We start from the raw sequence: 18,008 nt of genomic DNA, 5'->3' as shown, positions 1-18,008 counted from the left end.
GGAGGAACGGGCGGGGCGCAAGTATCCCTCTCCCCTTGCGGGAGAGGGCAGCGAGACTTGCGAGCTTGCTCGCCAGTCGCAGCGGGAGAGGGGGCCGCGCCGTCGCAACCCCTCTCCAGCCGCCGCTAGGCGCTTCGCGCCAAGCTTTGGCATCCTCTCCCGCAAGGGGAGAGGATTGTATGCGCTCGCGTCGCGCGATAGGTGCTCTGCATGGCCTCCATCGAAATCGAAGCCCTCGTCCAGCAACTCGCCCGCCTGCCGGGGCTCGGGCCGCGTTCGGCACGGCGCGCGGTGCTGCACCTGATGAAGAAGCGCGAGAGCAGCTTCGCGCCGCTGCTCGCGGCGCTCCAGACGGTGTCCGAACGGCTCGTCACCTGCACGATCTGCGGCAATATCGACACGCACGATCCCTGCGCGATCTGCGCCGACCCGCGCCGCGATGCGCGCAGCCTGTGCGTCGTCGAGGAAGTCTCCGACCTCTGGGCGCTCGACAAGTCGCGGCTCTTTCCCGGCAAATATCATGTGCTCGGTGGCCGGCTGTCGGCGCTGGAGGGTGTGCGGCCGCAGGACCTCAGCATCGATGCGTTGGTGGCCCGCGTCGCGGCGGGCGGGATCGACGAGGTCGTGCTGGCGATGAATGCGACGCTGGAGGGGCAAACGACCGCGCATTATCTCGCCGAGCGGCTGGAGGGTTATCCGGTACGACTGACGCAGCTCGCGCACGGTTTGCCGGTGGGCGGCGAGCTCGATTATCTGGATGAGGGGACGCTGGCGCAGGCGCTCAGGGCGCGGCGGCCGGTGGTATGACAGGGATCGACATGAAAAATTTCATCGGCATTGCGGCTTTACTCTCCTGCTCAGCATGTTTCTCATCAAGTGATTTCAAACCTACGGATGATGAGGTTGCGAAGATCGAGACGGCTCTTCAACGCCATCGCTGTGTCGGCGCCCTAGATGGTTGGCGGCGCTCATATTCCCGGATGCCGGTCTTCGATACAGCCGATTTCGATGCGGGCGGACAGGGTGACGAGTTGAGACATCCCGATCGTTTTGACAAACGGATAGTGGAGTTGAGGCTCGAACGCGCGGATGGTCGATCAATTATGCCGGGGCGTAGAGACCTAAAAAGTTATGATGATTTTGCTCTCATGGAATGTCGTGAGCCCGGCTGTTTGGGCGGCGGATATATGATCCAGCGTGACGAGTTGGCGATTGAATGCGGAAAACGATAGGCCCCTTGACCCAACGCCCCCGCGATCATACCTCGCACCAATGGCCATCCTACCCATCATAGAGACCCCGGATCCTCGGCTGCGCGTCATTTCGAAGCCCGTCGAAAAGTTCGACGCCGAGTTGAAGACGCTGGTCGCCGACATGTTCGAGACGATGTACGACGCGCCCGGCATCGGGCTTGCCGCGATCCAGGTCGGGGTGGCGAAGCGCATTCTCGTCATCGACCTGCAGGAACCCGGTCCCGATGACGAAGAGGGCAAGAAGGTGATCCGCGAGCCGCGCGTGTTCATCAACCCCGTCTTTTCGGACGAGAGCGAGGAGCATAGCGTCTATCAGGAGGGCTGCCTGTCGGTCCCCGAACAATATGCCGATGTCACGCGCCCCGCCGAGGTTACCGTCGACTGGCAAGATGCCGACGGCAAGCATCATCAGGAACGCATGACAGGCCTGATGGCGACGTGCATCCAGCACGAGCACGACCATCTGGAGGGCATATTGTTCATCGACCATCTGTCGCGGCTGAAGCGCGAGATGGTGCTGAAGAAGCTCGCGAAGCTGCGCAAGGCGGCGTGATTTAAGCCCCTCCCCTTGCGGGAGGGGTTGGGGTGGGGTTGCGCGCACTTGTGCGCGAAAAGAATACGTTGCTCCCACCCGCGAATATCACGAGTCTTTTGCGGCGCAGACGCGCCGCGCACCCACCCCTTTATCCCCTCCCGTAAAGGGAGGGGAGGTTTGCGTTACCCCGCCTTCGCCACGCCCACCATCGCGGGGCGCAGCAGCCGGTCCTTCATCATATAGCCCGCCTGCATTTCCTGCACGATCGTGCCGGGCGTCTTGTCGCTCGGGATTTCGAGCATCGCCTGGTGCTGGTTCGGGTCGAGCGGCAGGCCGATCGCGGCGATGCGCGTGATGCCGTTGCGTTCGAAGACGCTGAGCAATTCACGCTCGGTCGCTTCGAGGCCGGTGATCAGCGGCTTGATGCCTTCGTCGGCGCGCTGTTCGTCGCTCAAGGCGGCGAGCGCGCGGCCAAGATTGTCGGCGACCGACAATATGTCGCGCGCGAATTTGGTCGACGCATAGGCGTGCGCGTCGGCGATTTCCTTGTCCTTGCGGCGCGTGACATTCTGCGTCTCGGCGCGCGCATAGAGCAGATCCTGCTGAAGCGCGGCGATCTGTTCGGCGAGCTGCGCGACTTCGTCGTTCGCGCCTTCGGGTGCGGCCGTCTCGGCGGTTTCGGTAGCCTGGCCGTCGTCGACCGGGGTGTCATTTTCGATGTTCGTCATAAACCTATCGTATCAGTCTGGAGAGCGATTGTGCGGTGAAATCCACCATGGGAACGATGCGGGCATAGTTCAAGCGCGTCGGGCCGATCACGCCGACCACGCCGACGACGCGCCCGTCCGATCCGCGATAGGGCGCCGCTATCACGGACGAGCCCGAAAGCGAGAATAATTTATTTTCCGAGCCGATGAAAATGCGGGTGGCGGCGCCCTCGCGCGCGCTGTCGAGCAACCCCGCGATGTCCTGCTTGGTTTCGAGCTCGTCGAGAAGCTGGCGCACACGGTCGAGGTCGCCGACCGCGCTCTCGTCGAGCAAATTCGCCTGCCCGCGCACGATCAGCACCGGCCGGTCGGCGCCGTCCGACGACCAGATTGCGAGCCCGCGGCTGACAAGGTCCTGCGCGGCGCGGTCGATCGCGATCCGCTCGGCCTCGATCTCGCGGCGCACCCGCGCCATCGCTTCAGTCAGCGTCAGGCCCGACAGCGTCGCCGAGATATAATTGCCCGCCTCGACCAGCGCCGACGGGTTGAGCCCGGCGGGAATGTCGATCACGCGATTCTCGACCGCGCCGTCGCCCGCGACGAGCACGACGAGCGACTGGTTCGCCGACAGCGGCACGAAGGCGAGCTGTTTGAGCACGCGCTCATGCTTGGGAACGAGCACGAGGCCCGCGCACGCCGACAGCCCCGACAGCGCCGAGGTCGCCTGCGCCAGCGCGCTTTCGATCGGGCCGCCTTCGGACAGGCTCGCCTCGATCTGCGCGCGGTCCTCGGCCGAAGGTTCGGCGACCTGCATCATCCCGTCGACGAAGAGGCGCAGGCCCTGCTCGGTCGGCAGGCGGCCGGCGCTGGTGTGCGGGCTGGAGAGCAGGCCATATTCTTCGAGATCCTGCATCACGTTGCGGATCGAGGCGGGTGAAAGGTTGAGCGCTGCGAGCTTCGACAGCGTGCGCGAGCCGACGGGCTGCCCGGTTTCCAGATAGGCATCGACGACCAGCCGGAACACGTCGCGCGCGCGCGTGGTGAGTTCGATGATCGGCGGTGTGGTCATAAGGGGGGATTTAGGGATGGTGCGGGGAAGGGGCAAGCTTTGCTGGCCAGTGCGCGCAAGTCGCGTTAGCTTCCGCGCGGGGAGAAAATCATGACGATACCGCCACTCGATCGCGACGATCCGCTGAGTGATTTCGACCATCGCGAGATCGCGCTGCTCGGCCGCAAGCATCGCGTCTATACGATGGGTAGCGGCCCCGCGGTGATCGTGATGACCGAAATGCCCGGCATCAGCCCGCACGTCGCACGCTTCGCCCGCTGGGTCGCTGATGCGGGTTTCACCGTCTATATGCCGCATATCTTCGGCAAGGACGGCGCGGTGCCGCGAGCGCCTCGCATGTTGTTCACGATGATCGGCGGCTGCATCAGCCGCCAGTTTCGGGCCTTCCAGTCCAATGAAAGCTCGCCCGCGACGCGGTGGCTGCGCGCGCTGGCGGCACAGGCGCACAAGGAATGCGGCGGCAGGGGCGTCGGCGCGATCGGCATGTGTTTCACCGGCAATTTCGCATTGTCGATGATGCTCGAACCCGCGGTGATCGCGCCGGTGCTGGCACAGCCGTCGTTGCCGCTGAACGACGCGGCGGGCCTGCACATCGCGCCGGATGAACTTGCAGCGGTCAAAGCGCGGATGGAGGCCGAGGACCTGACCGTGCTCGCCTATCGCTTCGAGGGCGACAAATATTGCCGGGCGGCGCGTTTCGCGGCCTATGAGGACGCGTTGGGGGACCGCTTCATCGGCAAGGTGCTGCCCGACAGCGCGGCGAACCCGGACAGCCCGATGAAGAACCCGCACAGCGTCGTCACCATCCACCTGATCGACGAGGCGGGGCAGCCGACGGTTCGGGCGCGCGACGAAATCCTCGAATTCTTCAAGATGCGGTTGAGCGAATGAGGTCGGCGGCCTAAGGGCCACCGCAATCACCAATCGAAAGGATAGTTTATGCGCCCCTCCGGCCGCGCGCCCGATCAGATGCGTCCCATCGGACTCGAAACCCAGTTCACCATTCACGCCGAGGGCAGCGTCCTCGTCAGCTTTGGCAACACCAAGGTTCTGGTAACCGCCAGCGTCGACGAGAAGGTGCCGTCGTGGATGCGCGGCAAGGGCGCGGGCTGGGTGACCGCCGAATATGGCATGCTGCCCCGCGCGACGCACACGCGCGGCAGCCGCGAAGCGGCGAAGGGTAAGCAGTCGGGCCGCACGCAGGAAATTCAGCGGCTTATCGGGCGTAGCTTGCGCGCCGTCGTCGATATGAAGAAGCTCGGCGAACGCCAGATCGTCATCGACTGCGACGTGATCCAGGCCGACGGCGGCACGCGCACCGCCTCGATCTCGGGCGCGTGGGTCGCGATGCGGCTCGCGGTCGACAAGCTGCTCGCCGCAAAGACCATCGCCGAGGACCCGATCGAGGACAAGGTTGGCGCGATTTCGTGCGGCATCTACAAGGGCACGCCGGTGCTCGACCTCGACTATGATGAGGATTCGGTCGCCGAAGCCGACGGCAATTTCGTGCTGACCGGCAAGGGCCAGATCGTCGAGGTGCAGGCGAGCGCCGAGGGTGCGACCTATGACGAGGAAGGCCTGCTCCGCCTGCTCCGCCTCGCGCGCATCGGTTGCGGCGAGATTTTCGCGGCGCAGGACGTCGCGACGGGCAGGGCGACGGCGCGCTGATGACGCGCAAGCTCGCGCCCGGCAAGCTCGTCATCGCCAGCCACAATGCAGGCAAGGTGCGCGAGATTCGTGCGCTGCTCGAACCGTTCGGGATCGATCCCGTGTCGGCGGGCGATCTGGGGCTGCCAGAGCCCGAGGAGACGGGGACGAGTTTTCGCGACAACGCGCTGCTGAAGGCGCATGCGAGCGCGTCGGCGGCGGGGCTCCCCGCGCTCGCCGACGACAGCGGTCTCGAGGTGGCGGCGCTCGGCGGACGGCCGGGGGTCTACACCGCCGACTGGGCCGAACGTCAATGGTTCGAGGGCGAACCGGGCCGCGACTGGTATCTGGCGATGGGTAAGGTCGAAGGCCTGCTCGCCGGACAGGGGCCGGGCGTCGATCGCAGCGCCTGCTTCGTCTGCACCCTCGCGCTCGCCTGGCCCGACGGCCATGCCGAGGTTTTCGAGGGCAGGGCGGAAGGGAAGCTGACCTGGCCGCCGCGCGGCAAGCTCGGCTTCGGCTACGATCCCGTCTTCGTTCCGGCCGGCAAGATGTTGACCTACGCCGAAATCGATCCCGCGGAGAAGCATGCGATCAGCCACCGCGCCGACGCCTTCGCCAAGCTGGTGGCGGGGGCGTTCGACGCGCGATAATTTTACCCGGATGATATTGACGCAAGTTTTACCCGGGTATAAATGGGCGGCATGACCCACGATCATGACACCGTCACCGCCTTTTTCGGCGATATGCAGCTTGCCGCAGGCAGCCGCGAAGCCGTCACCCGTACGCTCGAGGACCGCTATCCCGCCGATCTCGGGGCGATCCTCGTGTTCGACGACGCCACGGGACGATTGACCGACCTCGACTACTGGGATGCGGCGAAGGCGGCGCCCGCGCCGTCGGCCGGGCGCCCGCGGCTGGGCGTCAAGGCGCGCGAAGTCACGCTGTTGCCGCGGCATTGGGACTGGCTCGCCGCGCAGCCGGGCGGCGCATCGGCGGCGCTGCGGCGGCTGGTCGAGGCCGCGAGCAAGGGCGAACCCGACGCGAAGCAGCGCCGCGACGCGGTCTATCATTTCATGAGCCATGTCGGCGGCGACCGCCCGGGTTATGAGGAGGCGCTGCGCGCGCTCTACCGCGACGACGATGCGGGCTTTGCCGCGTCGATCGCCGAATGGCCCGCGGATATTCACGCCTATATCGCGCGATTGCTCCAAGGCGGCTGACATCCGCGCGGCAGCCCCTATATCGCTGCCCATGGCCGAACCGCTCGCCCTTTATGTCCATTGGCCGTTTTGCGTGTCGAAATGCCCCTATTGCGACTTCAACAGCCATGTGCGCGAGCGCGTCGATCAGGCGGCGTGGCGCGAAGCGTTGCTCGCGGACTTGCGGCACGAGGCGGCGTTGCTGCCCGGCCGCACGGTCGGCTCGATCTTCTTCGGCGGGGGCACGCCGAGCCTGATGCCGCCCGAAACGGTCGCGGCGGTCATTGCCGAGGCGGATGCGCTGTGGGGTCTCGCGGACGATGTCGAGATCACGCTCGAGGCGAATCCCAATTCGGTCGAAGTTGCCAATTTCGCCGATCTTGCGGCCGCGGGGGTCAATCGCGTTTCGATAGGCGTTCAGAGCTTCGATGCCGAAGTGCTTGAATTTCTGGGGCGTGCGCACAGCGAGGATGAGGCGCGCCGCGCGATTTCGACCGCGCAGGCGCTTTTTGCACGCGTCAGCTTCGACCTGATCTATGCGCGGCCGGGCCAGTCGCTCGCCGCATGGGAGCGCGAGCTGGCGGGCGCGCTAGCGTTCGGCACCGATCATCTCTCGCTCTATCAGCTCACCATCGAGCCTGGCACGCGTTTCGCCACGCTGGCGGCGAAAGGCGACCTCACCATCCCCGATGGCGATGCGGCCGCCGACCTGTTCGACGCGACGCAGGCGATGGCGCGCGCCGCCGGGCTGCCGCGCTACGAAGTCTCGAACCACGCCCGCATGGGGCAGGAGAGCCGGCACAATCTCGCTTACTGGCGCTACGCCGATTATGCCGGCATCGGGCCTGGGGCGCACGGGCGGCGGCTCGGCCAAGCGACCGAACGGCACAAGAAGCCCGAGAATTTCATCGCGGGGGTCGCGCGCAACGGCCATGGGCTGAAAGTCGAGACCGACCTGCCGGCGCACGAGCGCGCAACCGAGGCGATGTTGATGGGGCTGCGGCTGACCGAAGGCGTGGATCTGGCGCGGATCGAGGCGCGGTGCGGCTTGCCGCGCGAGGCGTTCGTCGATGCGGCTGCGGTGGCGCAACTGGCGGGCCAGGAGCTGATGCGGCACGAGGGCGACCGGCTGGCGGTGACCGAGCAGGGCATATTGCTGCTCGACTCGATCCTTTCCGAGGTGGTGAAAACCCACTAGCCTCAACGCCGCGCGAGCCATTAAATAGGGACAGTCCCTATTTAATGGCGGAGAGGGACGGGTTTGGCACAGCAGTTAATCCGCGATTGGGATGCCCATCTGGCGCATGAGAAGCGCCGGTCGGAGCATACGCGCCGCGCCTATATCGCGACCGCCGAGCGGTTCTGCGGCTTTCTGTCGATACATCGCGGCGGCGCCGTCGACGCGCACGTGCTGAAAGCGCTGACCCCGAACGATCTGCGCTCCTATCTCGCCGAGCGTCGCGCCGAGGGGCTCGGCAACGCGTCGGCGGCGCGCGAACTCAGCGCGCTGCGCAGTTTCCTGCGCTTCGTCGGCGGATCGAACGCCAGCGTGCCGCAGATGCGCGGGCCGCGCGTCAAAAAGGGCCTGCCGCGCCCGGTCGCCCCGGCCGAGGCGTTGCAATTGGCGCAGGATGTCGAGGACAATGCGCGCGAAGGCTGGGTCGGGGCGCGCGATTTCGCGCTGCTGTTGCTGCTCTATGGCGCGGGGCTACGGATCGGCGAGGCGCTGTCGCTTACCGGCGCGGTGCTGCCGCTCGGCGACACGCTGCGCGTCACAGGCAAGCGGGGCAAGACGCGGATCGTGCCGGTGCTGCCGGCGGTTGCGAACGCGGTGTCGCGCTATGTCGCGGCTTGCCCCTGGCCGATCGCGAAGGAAACGCCGCTGTTTCTCGGCGCGCGCGGCGGGCCGCTCCAGCCGGGCGTTGTCCGCGCGAGCGTGCGCGCAGCGCGGCGCGCGCTGGGCCTGCCCGAACGGACGACGCCGCACGCGCTGCGCCACAGCTTCGCGACGCATCTGCTCGCGGGCGGCGCCGATTTGCGGAGTTTGCAGGAACTGCTGGGGCATGCGAGCCTTGCCTCGACGCAGGTCTATACCGCGGTCGATGCCGCGCATTTGCTCGACATTTACCGGAGTGCGCATCCGCGGGCATGACGTCGGCTTTGGGGTGGGAAGCGGACGTTAAAATCCTCCCTGTGGCGGAGCCATGGGGAGGTGGCAGCGCGAAGCGCTGACGGAGGGGCTATAGAGCGAGGTCGCTGCCCCTCCACCATCGCTGCGGCGACGGTCCCCCTCCCCACGGCTTCGCCGCAGGGAGGATTAAGGTCAGCTTCCGGCCGGAAGCGATCATTGCCGCAGAGCGCGGCAAGGACCGGTCATTTTCCCTTCGTCTTCGGCTTCCAGGTGATCACGCGGTAAATATAGACCGCGATCAGCGAGCCGATCGCGACCAGCGCGAGCGGGCCGACGAAGGCGTCGAGGTTGGCGAATTGCTTGCCGAACCAGCTGCCCGCGCCGGCGAGCGCGGCGATCCAGATCGTCGAGCCGGCGGCGGTCCAGATCAGGAATTTGAGCTGGTTCATCCGCACCATGCCCGCGGGCAGCGACACCATCGTCCGCGCGACGGGCATGAAGCGCGCGACGAAGACGATCGCGGGGCCATATTTCAGGAAGGCATGGTGCATCTTCTCGACCTCGGCCCAGTCGAGCGTCAGCCAGCGGCCGTGGCGGTCGATGAAAGGTTTGAGTCGCTCATAGCCGATCCAGCGCCCGATCGCGTACCAGATCCAGTTGCCCGCGGTCGTGCCCGCGACCGCGACCGCGACCAGCGTCCAGAAATCGAAGCGGCCCTGCGCGACGGCGATCCCGCCGAGCCCCATGATCACTTCGGACGGGATCGGCGGGAACACATTTTCGAGGAACATGAGGATGAAAATCCCCGCATAGCCCCAGCTATGGATCAGGTTCAGGATGAAGTCGGTCATGGGAGAGGAACTCCTCGCGAGGTCAGCCGATCCGGCGTTTGATCGCATCCCAGATCATGCCCGCCGTATCGCTGTCGTTGAAACGGTCGATCGCGACGATGCCGGTCGGCGAAGTGACGTTGATTTCGGTGAGCCATTCGCCGCCGATCACGTCGATACCGACGAAGATCAGCCCGCGTTCCTTGAGCGCAGGCCCCAGGACGTCGCAAATTTCCTGCTCGCGCGGGGTCAGTTCGGCCGCCTCGGCATAGCCGCCGACCGCGAGGTTCGAGCGGAATTCGCCTTCGCCGGGCTTGCGGTTGATCGCCCCTGCGACCTCGCCGTCGACGAGCACGATGCGCTTGTCGCCCTGGCTGACGCTGGGGAGGAATTGCTGGACCATGAAGGGTTCGGGCCAGACCTGTCCGAACAGCTCGACGAGCGCGCCGAGGTTCGCGCCATCGGCATCGACGCGGAACACCGCCTTGCCGCCGTTGCCGTGGAGCGGCTTGATGACGACCGCGCCATAACGCGCCTGGAAATCCTTCACCGCGTCCAACTCACGCGTGACCATCGTCGGCGGCATGAACTCGGGGAAGTCGAGCACGAAGACCTTTTCGGGCGCGTTGCGGACCGAAGCGGGGTCGTTGACCACCAGCGTTTCGTGCCCGATGCGTTCGAGCAGCCAGGTTCCGGTGAGGTAGCCGAGGTCGAAGGGCGGGTCCTGCCGCATCAGCACGACATCGACGTCGCGCCCGAGATCGAGCAGCACATCGTCGCCGAACTTGTAATGCGCGCCGGCTTCGCGCTGCGCCGCGACGATGCGATGCGCCTTGGTCGTCAGCCGTCCGGCCTCCCACGTCAGCCCGCGGACGTCGTAATGATAAAGCTCGTACCCGCGTTCGAGCGCCTTCAGGATCAACGCAAAGCTGCTGTCGCCCCCGATATTGATATTGTCCATCGGGTCCATCTGTACCGCGGCGCGCAGGGTCATGTTTTTCTCCTCAAGGTGCGCGCGAAGACCGGCGTCACCTAGTCCAATTCGTCATCCCGGCGAAGGCCGGGATCTCGTCGTCGCAACATGACGCACCGGCGAGATCCCGGCCTTCGCCGGGATGACGGACAAAGAGCGTCGTTGCGGCATCCCTAAGGCTGCCAGACGTGGACCAGATGGCGCGGCAGGCGGCGCGGCGCAAGGAGCATCGCGTCGATTCGGATGTCGTCGCGCGGGCCCGCGAAGCGCGGGGCGAGCATTTCGGCGGCGGCGGCGACGCGGCGCAGGCGATACGGGTCGATCGCGAGGTCGAGGTCGGCGGCGCGGTCGCGCCATTTGACCTCGATGAAGGCGATCATGCGTCCGCGCCGCGCGACGAGGTCGACCTCGCCGACGGGGACGCGGAGGCGCTCGCCCAATATGCGCCAGCCGTGGAGGCGCAGCCACCAGGCGGCGCGGCGTTCGGCCTTGCGTCCGCGCGCTTCGGCGGCGGCGCGGTTCAAGCCCGCTCTTTCAGGGCGAGCGCGCGGGCGTAGACCTCGTGCCGGTCGCGGCCGAAGCGTTTGGCGACCGCCTTTGCCGCCTGCGCGACGGGCTTGTCGGCCATCGCCTCGCGCAGCGCCGCATCGAGCGTCGCGTCGTCGGCTTCCTCGGCCACCGCTTCGCCCGGCGGGCCGACGATGACGACGATCTCGCCCTTCGGCGGCGCGTCGGCGTAGCGCGCCGCAAGCTCGGTCAGCGTGCCGGTGACGCATTCCTCGTAAAGCTTGCTGATCTCGCGCGCGACCGCCGCCTCGCGGTCGCCGAGCCCTTCGGCCATCGCCGCCAGCGAGGCCGACAGCCGCGGTCCGCTTTCGTAAAATACCAAGGTGGCGCGCAACCCCGCGAATTCGGCGATGGTGTCGGCGCGCGCCTTCGCCTTGTTCGGCAGGAAGCCCGCGAAGAGAAAGCGGTCGCTCGGCAGGCCCGACAGGGTGATGCCGGCGATCGCGGCGCAGGGGCCGGGCAGGGTGACGATATGGCGTCCCGCCGCGCGCGCATCGCGGACGAGCTTGTAGCCGGGGTCCGAAATCAGCGGGGTTCCCGCGTCCGACACCAGGACGACAATTTCGGCCTCCATCCGCGCAACCAGCGCGGCGCGGGTGCGTTCGTCGCTATGATCATGGTAGGGGGTCATCGGCACACGCAAACCCAGATGCGACAGCAGCTTCGCGGTCACGCGCGTATCCTCCGCGGCGATCACGCCGGCGGAGGCGAGCGTTTTGGCCGCGCGCGCGCCGATGTCGCCGAGGTTGCCGATGGGCGTCGCGACGATATAGAGACCGGGCAAGGGAGAATCTGAGATGTTCGAATCTGGCATGACGCCGAAAATGGCAGAGACTGCCTCCGATTGCCATCAGCGCGCGCGCCAAAATAATGCGTCGCCGCGCCGCCAGATGCTGCGCGGGCTCGGCGCGATCGCGCTGGCGGGGCTGCTGGCGGCGTGCCAGGTCGTGCCGAAGACCGGCGGCCCGGTGACCCCGCCGCCGCCGACCGATCCGACCGACAATGTCGGCCCCGGCCTTCCCACCGACACCGATCGCCACCGCGTCGCGCTGCTCGTGCCGAAGACGGGCGCCAACGCCGATGTCGGCACCGCGATCGCCAATGCGACGACGCTCGCGCTGCTCGATACGCGCACCGAGCGCGTGCGCATCACAACTTACGACACCGCGCTCGGCGCCGCCGCGGCTGCGCGGCAGGCGGTCGCCGACGGCAACAAGCTGATCCTCGGGCCGCTGCTCAGCGAGGATGTTTCCGCGGTCGCGCCGATCGCGCGCGGCGCGAAGGTTCCGGTGCTGAGCTTCTCGAACGACAGCAGCGTCGCGGGCAACGGCGTCTTCATCATGGGCTTCGTCCCCGGCCAGTCGGTCGAGCGCGTCGTCGCCTTTTCGCGCGCCAAGGGCCATCAGCGGTTCGGCGCGCTCGTGCCCAAAAATGTCTATGGCGATCGCTCGGCCGCCGCCTTTCGCGCGGCGGTCGCCGAGGCGGGCGGCACGCTCGTCGCGGTCGAAAGCTATGACCGCAGCGCGACCGCGCTGTCGGGCGCGGCGCGGCGGCTCGTCAATGCGGGGGCGATGGACGCGGTGCTGATCGCCGACAGCGGCGGCAATGCGATCCGCGCCGTCCCCATGATCAAGGGCACGGGCGACAAGCAGATTCTCGGCACCGAGCTGTGGAACACCGACGCGGCATTGGGCGGCAGTGCCGCGATGCGCGGGGCGTGGTTCGCCAGCGTCTCAGACGGCCTTTATAGCCAGCTCGCGACCAAATATCGCACCCGCTTCGGCCGGCCGCCGTACCGGCTCGCGAGCCTTGGCTATGATTCGGTGCTGTTGACCGTGCGCATCGCGCGCGACTGGAAGCCGGGGAGCAATTTTCCGGTGAACCGCCTGCTCGCCGCCGACGGTTTCGGCGGGATCGACGGTATCTTCCGCTTCAACAACCGCGGTATCGCCGAGCGCGCGCTCGAGGTCAGCGAGATCGGCGCCGGCGGCTTCCGCGTCGTCGATCCCGCGCCGACCAAATGGTGAACCGCGTTTGACAGTGGCAGACCGGCCACAGTTGGCCGAAAACCGGTATCGGAAAAACGCGGCGGCCTTTACGGCGGCGCGGCGATCACTATATGACAATCGCGCGTGTTCCGGCGTCGATGCCGCTCGCCTATTTACAACGATTCAGGAGATACAGCTATACCACCGCCCACGACTCGCCGCCCGATGGACCGAATGCCGCCCAAGAATGGCCCGCGATACAATGAATTCATCGCCTCCCCCAAGGTCCGCGTCATTGACGACGAAGGCGAAAATCTGGGCGTAATGCTGACGGCCGAAGCGATCGAACAGGCGGCCGAGGTCGGGCTCGACCTGGTGGAAGTATCTCCCAACGCCGATCCGCCGGTGTGCAAATTCCTCGACGTCGGCAAGTTCAAATATGAGGCGCAGAAAAAGGCGAACCTCGCGCGCAAGAGCCAGAAGACGCAGGAAATCAAAGAGATCAAGATGCGTCCGAACATCGACGATCATGATTTCGACGTGAAGATGAAGAAGGTCTTCGACTTCCTCGGGGAAGGCGACAAGGTCAAGATGACCATGCGCTTCCGCGGCCGCGAGATGAGCCACACCCAGCTTGGCCTCAACGTGCTCCAGCGCGTCGCCGAGCTGACGTCCGAAATCGCGAAGGTCGAGGCGCATCCGCGCACCGAGGGCCGCCAGATGCTGATGGTCATCGCGCCGAAGTAGAGCGCGTTCGGCTTAGCCGATATGAAATTCGAGGGCGGTCGTTCCGGCGGGACGGCCGCCCTTTTCATATCGGCGCTCGATCATCCTGACGTTCCCGTCGGCCGAAATCGCGACCAAGGTCGAGGCGCGCGTTCCATAGACGTCGCCGCGCAGGAACAGCGCGGGGTCGTCCGCCGCCATCAGCGTATCGAGCAGGCCCGCGGGATCGGCGCCCGCCGCGACAAGTGTTTCGAGGGCGAGGCGCAGCCGCTCGGCGCGCGGGCAGGAGGCATCGACGGGCTCGTTGGCGAGCGCATGGACGCCGGGCTCCAGCGGCATGATCAGCGGGACCGGACGATTGGTCAGCAGCCGCGCCGCGCCGCCATCAACCGCGAACAGGTTGAACGCGTTGAAGCGTGGCAGGTCCTCGGCGGCGGGATCGGCGAAGCGTCCGTCGCCGCGCAGCGTGTCGACGACGAGTGCGCCGCGCGATTCCTTCGCGGGATCGGGCATCGCACCGCGCACATTGGTCACGACGACGGTGCGCCCGCTCGGACGGTGGACGCCGAGCCAGGTCCCTCCCGCCTGCAGATCGCGCCCGGCGACGATGCCGCTGCCGTCGTCCCATTCGTGCAGCGGCGCGGCGGCGCGCGCGTGGAACTCGTCGCGGTTGCCGATGAGGATGAGCGGCCAGTCGGGATGGACGCGGTTGGCGAGGGCGACGACACACATGGCGCGCATATCGGGGCTGCAGGCCCGCTTGCCAAGCCCCGTGGCAACGTGTTCAGGGGCTGTGTTATGCGGATAAATCACCGCATTGCCGGAACGGACAAAGAATGATAGCTTTCGATGATCTTTCTGGAGGGGGAGGCGAAAATGACCGAAGCCGTGAAAACGCCGTGGCACCTGTGGGCGGTGGGGATTCTATCGTTGCTCTGGAACGCCTTTGGCGCGTTCGACTATGTGATGACCAAGCTCAGAAACCCCGAATATATGGCGGCCTTCACGCCCGAGCAGCAGGCCTATTTCTACAGCTTCCCGCTGTGGGCCAATGTCGGCTGGGCGCTCGGCGTGTGGGGATCGGTGCTAGGATCGCTGCTGCTGCTCGTCCGCAGCCGCCACGCCGTGACCGCCTTCCTGCTGTCGCTCGTCGGCCTTGCGATCAGCAGCGTCTATCAGTTCGGGATGCACTATGGCGATCTGGAACGGATGTTCGGGGCTTTCCCGATGATCTTCACCGCGGTGATCTGGGTCGTCGTGATCGCGCTGTTCCTCTATGCGCGGGCACAGACGGCGAAAGGCGTGCTGCGGTAGATATGTCCGCTATGGGGTGGGAAGCCGAAGAGCCGGTTTCGGGTGTCGCCTTGTTGACAGCCGACATTAAAGCCACGGGAGATTTCGTGCGAACCCGACCGCGGCTACGCAGTTCGGCGGTTTGTTGTCTCTCGATTCATCGAAAAAGTCGACTTGTTCGTATGACCAGTTTCGGTTGGCCTCACCTGATATCAATAGCTCACCGTGATAATTTGCTGCTGATCGCCGACCCTCATGGCCGCGCATTATCAGTGGCGTCAGATCGAGCAAATTGTTCGCTGTCCGATAATTGATGCCTTGTGCAACCATGAGGCAATAGGGCCGTCCCGCAGCCCGTTGCTCTGCGGCTAGGACAACGGCGAGGGGCCAAATCAAAATAGCGATTACGCCGGTTATCATCGCGGTGCCAGCGGTGACGAGTATAACCCGATGCCGGGGCATACGTCTCGCGATGCCAAACATCGCCACTGATACGAGCAGACCGATAGTAACGCAGGTCGCGGCCCCGGCAAGGGCAGGGACTGTGGGCGTCAGCAGCCAAGCTCCGCCCCAAATAGCCACGAATAGCGAGCTTGCTTGGACTGGCTTCCAATCGATCTCGGATGGTGATTCGTCAAAACTTCGGTGAACGAACATCAAGCGCAATAGCGCAGGTATTATGCTCAAGAATAACGCAATCCAGATTATAAAACGATCAACCGCTCCCCAATTGCTGCTGATTGGCAATGGCCTGGTGATGATCCAGCATAACCAAGCGTAGATCGGGACTGCGACGGCTATTGCCCAAGGATATGATTGCCTCGAAGTAAACAGGAGAACCAGAAAAATGCAGAGGATTATGGTCAGCGCGATCATCGCTTAGCTATACCTATGCTAAGTTAACGGCGGGTTCTGGGATATCTCATCACGAGCATTAACGCCTGCAATCGGTCGTTAGCAGTCGTCCTACTGACCCTTGATAAACGCCCGCACGTCGGCCGACAATTTATGCCGGTCTTCGTCGCGGATATACATCATGTGGCCCGCATCATAATATTTATACGCGATGCGATCCTGCGGGATGCCGGTGCGCGACAGCGCATATTCGGCGGCGAAAAAGGGCGTCGCGAAATCATAATAGCCCTGCGCGACGAGCACGCGCAGCCCTGAATTCTCGCGCAGCGCCTGTCCGATATAGGGCGCGACGTTGAGATAAGAATTGCTGTCGCGGCCGCCGATGCGCCAGTCCCAGGGGCCGACGCTGCGCCCGATCGACTGATATTCGCGGTCGGTCTTGAACCCCAGCCCGTCGCGGCTCCAGCTGTTGATCGCGGCGGTATAGCTCGCGTCGATGCCATAGAAGCTCGGATCATTGTCGGGGCTTTCGCCCGCGCTGTCATAATCCTTGCCCGTATAGCGGCTGTCGAGACGGCCGACGGTCAGCCCGCGGTCGCGCAGCAGCTCCTTGTAGAAACGGCTCGGCGTGACGCGCAGGTCGGCGCTTTCGAGATAGGTTTCGGAAAGGCCGATGAAGCGCGCCAGCTCGCGGCGGATTTGCGCGCGTTCCTCGCCCTCCAATTTTTGGCCCTTGAGCAGCGCCGTTGCATAGGGACCGATCGCCCATTGCCGCGCTTCCTCGACGAATTGCTCGACCGACGGCGCGGTCGCCTTGCCATGATAGAGCGCGGTCGCCGCCATCGAGGGCAGGTTGGTGATCGGCGACAGCTCGTTGCCCGGCGTGTCGGCACCCGCCGCGAAATCGAGCACGGTCGAAATGAGGATGATGCCGTTCAATGCGACGTCGTTGTATGTCTCGTTCATCAGCTGGTTGGCGACCGCGGCCGAACGCGTCGTGCCATAGCTTTCGCCGCCGAGGAACTTGGGGCTGTTCCAGCGGCCGTTATCGTTCAGCCAGCGGCGGATGACCTCGGCGACCAGCTTCGCGTCCTGCGTAACCCCATAATAATCCTTCGGGTCGGCCTTGCCGATCAGGTGTGAGAAACCGGTGCCCGGCGGATCGATGAAGACCACGTCGGTGACGTCCATCAACGCATCGGGATTGTCGACGATCGGGTAGGGCGGGGCGCCGTCGTCGGTGCCATTGCCGGGGATCGCGACGCGCTTCGGCCCGAATGCGCCCATCATCAGCCAGACGGTGCCCGATCCGGGGCCGCCGTTGAACAGGAAGGTGATCGGCCGGTTCGGATCGCGCGGTTCCTTGATATAGGAGGTCGTGACGACCGCGACTTCGGGCACGCCGTCCTTGTTCTTGATGATCGTCTCGCCGATCGTCGCGGCATAGTTGATCCGCTGGCCGCCGAAGGTGCCGCTGAGCTTGGTCGTGCGGACCTGCGGCTCATAGTCGGCGACGGGCTTTTCGGCCCTCGCCTTGTCATCGGCCTTGTCCTGCGCGTGAAGCGCGACGGGCGCGGTGAAGGCGAGCGCCAAGGCGATAAGCGACAAACCCGATTTCATAGATATATCTCCCCGATTGCGGGGCGACCCTATGCAGTGCGCGCGGAGGCGGCAAGGTTACTTGTCGGTTACAAAAGGGCTTTTGTCGAAGCGGGGGTTCAGGCGGCGGCGTAGATCGCGGGGCGATAACGCGGCGGCGGAACGGGAAGACCATTTTCCTTCGCCGTCTCCAGCCAAAGTTCGATAGCGATTTCGGCCTCGGCAATTGCTTCGGACGGCGTGTCACCATGCGCCGAGCAAGGCTTCAGGTCAGGCACGTCGGCAACCCAGCAATTGTCGTCGGGATACCAGAACACATTGATGTGATAGCGGTGCTGCATCATTCGTCCAAGGCTAGGCCATACTCCTCGATCATATCAAGCAATTCGCGAACTTGGTAGCGCTTTGCATCCTTGCCCTTCGGTTGGACCACCAGCAGTTTCGGACATTTTTTATGCACAAAGCTTTGATGACTGCCTTTCGTTCGCGAATGAACGAACCCGAGCGCGACGATCAACGCGAGAAAATCGCGAAATGCGACATCGCGGTTCGAATTTTCGAGCAGCAGAACAAACAGTTTTGAAGGTTTGACCATCGGGCACTCCAACAACACGAATCGGAGTTCCCTATTGG

At 65.1% G+C, this 18,008-nt stretch carries 22 protein-coding genes; 12 read left to right on the top strand and 10 right to left on the bottom strand.

The annotated features are described in order from the left end of the window. Positions 1-210 precede the first annotated feature (210 nt). The 3 genes from recR to def are packed head-to-tail and all read left to right on the top strand — an operon-like array spanning position 211 to position 1,806. Complete coding sequence (gene recR / locus GGR90_RS11930) at positions 211-807, top strand: recombination mediator RecR (RefSeq protein WP_167921688.1); 597 nt, start codon at positions 211-213, stop codon at positions 805-807. Between the two features lie 11 nt (positions 808-818). Next, positions 819-1,232 carry a hypothetical protein gene (locus tag GGR90_RS11925; RefSeq protein ID WP_167921687.1) on the top strand — a complete coding sequence of 138 codons (414 nt, stop codon included), beginning with the start codon at positions 819-821 and terminating at the stop codon, positions 1,230-1,232. 40 nt (positions 1,233-1,272) lie between these two features. Next, positions 1,273-1,806 (top strand): peptide deformylase, encoded by a 534-nt coding sequence (gene def / locus GGR90_RS11920; protein ID WP_167921686.1) that lies wholly within the window; start codon positions 1,273-1,275, stop codon positions 1,804-1,806. Between the two features lie 164 nt (positions 1,807-1,970). Here the strand turns inward: def and grpE are convergent, their stop codons facing one another. Together grpE and hrcA are read right to left on the bottom strand one after the other, a co-directional pair. After that, positions 1,971-2,516 carry a nucleotide exchange factor GrpE gene (gene grpE / locus GGR90_RS11915; RefSeq protein ID WP_167921685.1) on the bottom strand — a complete coding sequence of 182 codons (546 nt, stop codon included), beginning with the start codon at positions 2,514-2,516 and terminating at the stop codon, positions 1,971-1,973. A 4-nt stretch (positions 2,517-2,520) separates the two neighbouring features. Beyond that, entirely contained in the window at positions 2,521-3,564 is a 1,044-nt protein-coding gene (gene hrcA / locus GGR90_RS11910; protein WP_167921684.1) for a heat-inducible transcriptional repressor HrcA, read from the bottom strand. Between the two features lie 90 nt (positions 3,565-3,654). On the opposite strand from hrcA, the gene GGR90_RS11905 reads away from it, so the two are divergent. From GGR90_RS11905 to GGR90_RS11880, 6 genes are all read left to right on the top strand, one after another. Then, positions 3,655-4,455, top strand: a complete 801-nt coding sequence (locus tag GGR90_RS11905) for a dienelactone hydrolase family protein (RefSeq protein WP_167921683.1) — start codon at positions 3,655-3,657, stop codon at positions 4,453-4,455. 48 nt (positions 4,456-4,503) lie between these two features. Further along, positions 4,504-5,232, top strand: a complete 729-nt coding sequence (gene rph / locus GGR90_RS11900; protein ID WP_167921682.1) for a ribonuclease PH — start codon at positions 4,504-4,506, stop codon at positions 5,230-5,232. After that, the gene (gene rdgB, locus GGR90_RS11895; RefSeq protein ID WP_167921681.1) at positions 5,232-5,864 is read left to right on the top strand and encodes an RdgB/HAM1 family non-canonical purine NTP pyrophosphatase; all 633 of its coding nucleotides are present in this window, start codon (positions 5,232-5,234) and stop codon (positions 5,862-5,864) included. Before rph ends, rdgB begins: the two co-directional genes overlap by 1 nt. A gap of 51 nt (positions 5,865-5,915) precedes the next feature. Beyond that, on the top strand, positions 5,916-6,434 hold the full coding sequence (locus GGR90_RS11890) for a DUF2239 family protein (protein ID WP_167921680.1): 519 nt from the start codon (positions 5,916-5,918) through the stop codon (positions 6,432-6,434). A gap of 31 nt (positions 6,435-6,465) precedes the next feature. After that, the gene (gene hemW, locus GGR90_RS11885; protein WP_167921679.1) at positions 6,466-7,611 is read left to right on the top strand and encodes a radical SAM family heme chaperone HemW; all 1,146 of its coding nucleotides are present in this window, start codon (positions 6,466-6,468) and stop codon (positions 7,609-7,611) included. Positions 7,612-7,674: 63 nt separating this feature from the next. Then, complete coding sequence (locus GGR90_RS11880) at positions 7,675-8,565, top strand: tyrosine recombinase XerC (protein ID WP_167921678.1); 891 nt, start codon at positions 7,675-7,677, stop codon at positions 8,563-8,565. 221 nt (positions 8,566-8,786) lie between these two features. On the opposite strand, the gene GGR90_RS11875 is transcribed toward GGR90_RS11880, so the two are convergent. The 4 genes from GGR90_RS11875 to rsmI form a co-directional block, all read right to left on the bottom strand. Further along, positions 8,787-9,395: a DedA family protein gene (locus GGR90_RS11875; protein ID WP_167921677.1), complete on the bottom strand. Its 609-nt coding sequence runs from the start codon at positions 9,393-9,395 to the stop codon at positions 8,787-8,789. A gap of 22 nt (positions 9,396-9,417) precedes the next feature. Further along, positions 9,418-10,368, bottom strand: a complete 951-nt coding sequence (gshB, locus tag GGR90_RS11870; protein WP_167921676.1) for a glutathione synthase — start codon at positions 10,366-10,368, stop codon at positions 9,418-9,420. A 152-nt stretch (positions 10,369-10,520) separates the two neighbouring features. Next, positions 10,521-10,871, bottom strand: coding sequence for a YraN family protein (locus tag GGR90_RS11865; protein WP_167921675.1), 351 nt, complete (start codon positions 10,869-10,871; stop codon positions 10,521-10,523). Beyond that, a complete protein-coding gene (gene rsmI, locus GGR90_RS11860) occupies positions 10,868-11,728 on the bottom strand; it encodes a 16S rRNA (cytidine(1402)-2'-O)-methyltransferase (RefSeq protein ID WP_167921674.1) in 861 nt (286 codons plus the stop codon). The genes GGR90_RS11865 and rsmI overlap by 4 nt, the downstream gene beginning before the upstream one ends. A gap of 76 nt (positions 11,729-11,804) precedes the next feature. Here rsmI and GGR90_RS11855 point away from each other — a divergent pair, with 76 nt between their 5' ends. Both GGR90_RS11855 and infC read left to right on the top strand, forming a co-directional pair. Next, entirely contained in the window at positions 11,805-12,941 is a 1,137-nt protein-coding gene (locus GGR90_RS11855; protein ID WP_167922123.1) for a penicillin-binding protein activator, read from the top strand. A gap of 186 nt (positions 12,942-13,127) precedes the next feature. Further along, positions 13,128-13,649 carry a translation initiation factor IF-3 gene (gene infC / locus GGR90_RS11850; protein WP_167921673.1) on the top strand — a complete coding sequence of 174 codons (522 nt, stop codon included), beginning with the start codon at positions 13,128-13,130 and terminating at the stop codon, positions 13,647-13,649. 12 nt (positions 13,650-13,661) lie between these two features. On the opposite strand, the gene GGR90_RS11845 is transcribed toward infC, so the two are convergent. After that, positions 13,662-14,360, bottom strand: a complete 699-nt coding sequence (locus GGR90_RS11845; RefSeq protein ID WP_167921672.1) for an NRDE family protein — start codon at positions 14,358-14,360, stop codon at positions 13,662-13,664. A gap of 144 nt (positions 14,361-14,504) precedes the next feature. On the opposite strand from GGR90_RS11845, the gene GGR90_RS11840 reads away from it, so the two are divergent. Next, positions 14,505-14,942 carry a hypothetical protein gene (locus GGR90_RS11840; RefSeq protein ID WP_167921671.1) on the top strand — a complete coding sequence of 146 codons (438 nt, stop codon included), beginning with the start codon at positions 14,505-14,507 and terminating at the stop codon, positions 14,940-14,942. Positions 14,943-15,887: 945 nt separating this feature from the next. Here GGR90_RS11840 and GGR90_RS11835 read toward each other — a convergent pair. The 3 genes from GGR90_RS11835 to GGR90_RS11825 form a co-directional block, all read right to left on the bottom strand. Then, the gene (locus GGR90_RS11835; protein WP_167921670.1) at positions 15,888-17,396 is read right to left on the bottom strand and encodes a S10 family peptidase; all 1,509 of its coding nucleotides are present in this window, start codon (positions 17,394-17,396) and stop codon (positions 15,888-15,890) included. A 98-nt stretch (positions 17,397-17,494) separates the two neighbouring features. Further along, positions 17,495-17,719: a type II toxin-antitoxin system HicB family antitoxin gene (locus GGR90_RS11830; RefSeq protein ID WP_381449531.1), complete on the bottom strand. Its 225-nt coding sequence runs from the start codon at positions 17,717-17,719 to the stop codon at positions 17,495-17,497. Beyond that, a complete protein-coding gene (locus tag GGR90_RS11825; protein ID WP_167921669.1) occupies positions 17,716-17,970 on the bottom strand; it encodes a type II toxin-antitoxin system HicA family toxin in 255 nt (84 codons plus the stop codon). Before GGR90_RS11825 ends, GGR90_RS11830 begins: the two co-directional genes overlap by 4 nt. Positions 17,971-18,008: the final 38 nt, after the last annotated feature.

It is taken from the genome of Sphingopyxis italica (genome assembly GCF_011926545.1).
Classification (GTDB): domain Bacteria; phylum Pseudomonadota; class Alphaproteobacteria; order Sphingomonadales; family Sphingomonadaceae; genus Sphingopyxis; species Sphingopyxis italica.
This window is presented reverse-complemented; position numbering and strand designations above follow the sequence as displayed.

Bases quoted from the DNA above. Each gene is read 5' to 3' on its own strand.
- recR (WP_167921688.1), top strand. From the start codon at position 211: ATGGCCTCCATCGAAATCGAAGCCCTCGTCCAGCAACTCGCCCGCCTG.
- GGR90_RS11925 (WP_167921687.1), top strand. From the start codon at position 819: ATGAAAAATTTCATCGGCATTGCGGCTTTACTCTCCTGCTCAGCATGT.
- def (WP_167921686.1), top strand. From the start codon at position 1,273: ATGGCCATCCTACCCATCATAGAGACCCCGGATCCTCGGCTGCGCGTC.
- grpE (WP_167921685.1), bottom strand. From the start codon at position 2,516: ATGACGAACATCGAAAATGACACCCCGGTCGACGACGGCCAGGCTACC.
- hrcA (WP_167921684.1), bottom strand. From the start codon at position 3,564: ATGACCACACCGCCGATCATCGAACTCACCACGCGCGCGCGCGACGTG.
- GGR90_RS11905 (WP_167921683.1), top strand. From the start codon at position 3,655: ATGACGATACCGCCACTCGATCGCGACGATCCGCTGAGTGATTTCGAC.
- rph (WP_167921682.1), top strand. From the start codon at position 4,504: ATGCGCCCCTCCGGCCGCGCGCCCGATCAGATGCGTCCCATCGGACTC.
- rdgB (WP_167921681.1), top strand. From the start codon at position 5,232: ATGACGCGCAAGCTCGCGCCCGGCAAGCTCGTCATCGCCAGCCACAAT.
- GGR90_RS11890 (WP_167921680.1), top strand. From the start codon at position 5,916: ATGACCCACGATCATGACACCGTCACCGCCTTTTTCGGCGATATGCAG.
- hemW (WP_167921679.1), top strand. From the start codon at position 6,466: ATGGCCGAACCGCTCGCCCTTTATGTCCATTGGCCGTTTTGCGTGTCG.
- GGR90_RS11875 (WP_167921677.1), bottom strand. From the start codon at position 9,395: ATGACCGACTTCATCCTGAACCTGATCCATAGCTGGGGCTATGCGGGG.
- gshB (WP_167921676.1), bottom strand. From the start codon at position 10,368: ATGACCCTGCGCGCCGCGGTACAGATGGACCCGATGGACAATATCAAT.
- rsmI (WP_167921674.1), bottom strand. From the start codon at position 11,728: ATGCCAGATTCGAACATCTCAGATTCTCCCTTGCCCGGTCTCTATATC.
- GGR90_RS11855 (WP_167922123.1), top strand. From the start codon at position 11,805: ATGCTGCGCGGGCTCGGCGCGATCGCGCTGGCGGGGCTGCTGGCGGCG.
- infC (WP_167921673.1), top strand. From the start codon at position 13,128: ATGGACCGAATGCCGCCCAAGAATGGCCCGCGATACAATGAATTCATC.
- GGR90_RS11845 (WP_167921672.1), bottom strand. From the start codon at position 14,360: ATGTGTGTCGTCGCCCTCGCCAACCGCGTCCATCCCGACTGGCCGCTC.
- GGR90_RS11840 (WP_167921671.1), top strand. From the start codon at position 14,505: ATGACCGAAGCCGTGAAAACGCCGTGGCACCTGTGGGCGGTGGGGATT.
- GGR90_RS11835 (WP_167921670.1), bottom strand. From the start codon at position 17,396: ATGAAATCGGGTTTGTCGCTTATCGCCTTGGCGCTCGCCTTCACCGCG.
- GGR90_RS11830 (WP_381449531.1), bottom strand. From the start codon at position 17,719: ATGATGCAGCACCGCTATCACATCAATGTGTTCTGGTATCCCGACGAC.
- GGR90_RS11825 (WP_167921669.1), bottom strand. From the start codon at position 17,970: ATGGTCAAACCTTCAAAACTGTTTGTTCTGCTGCTCGAAAATTCGAAC.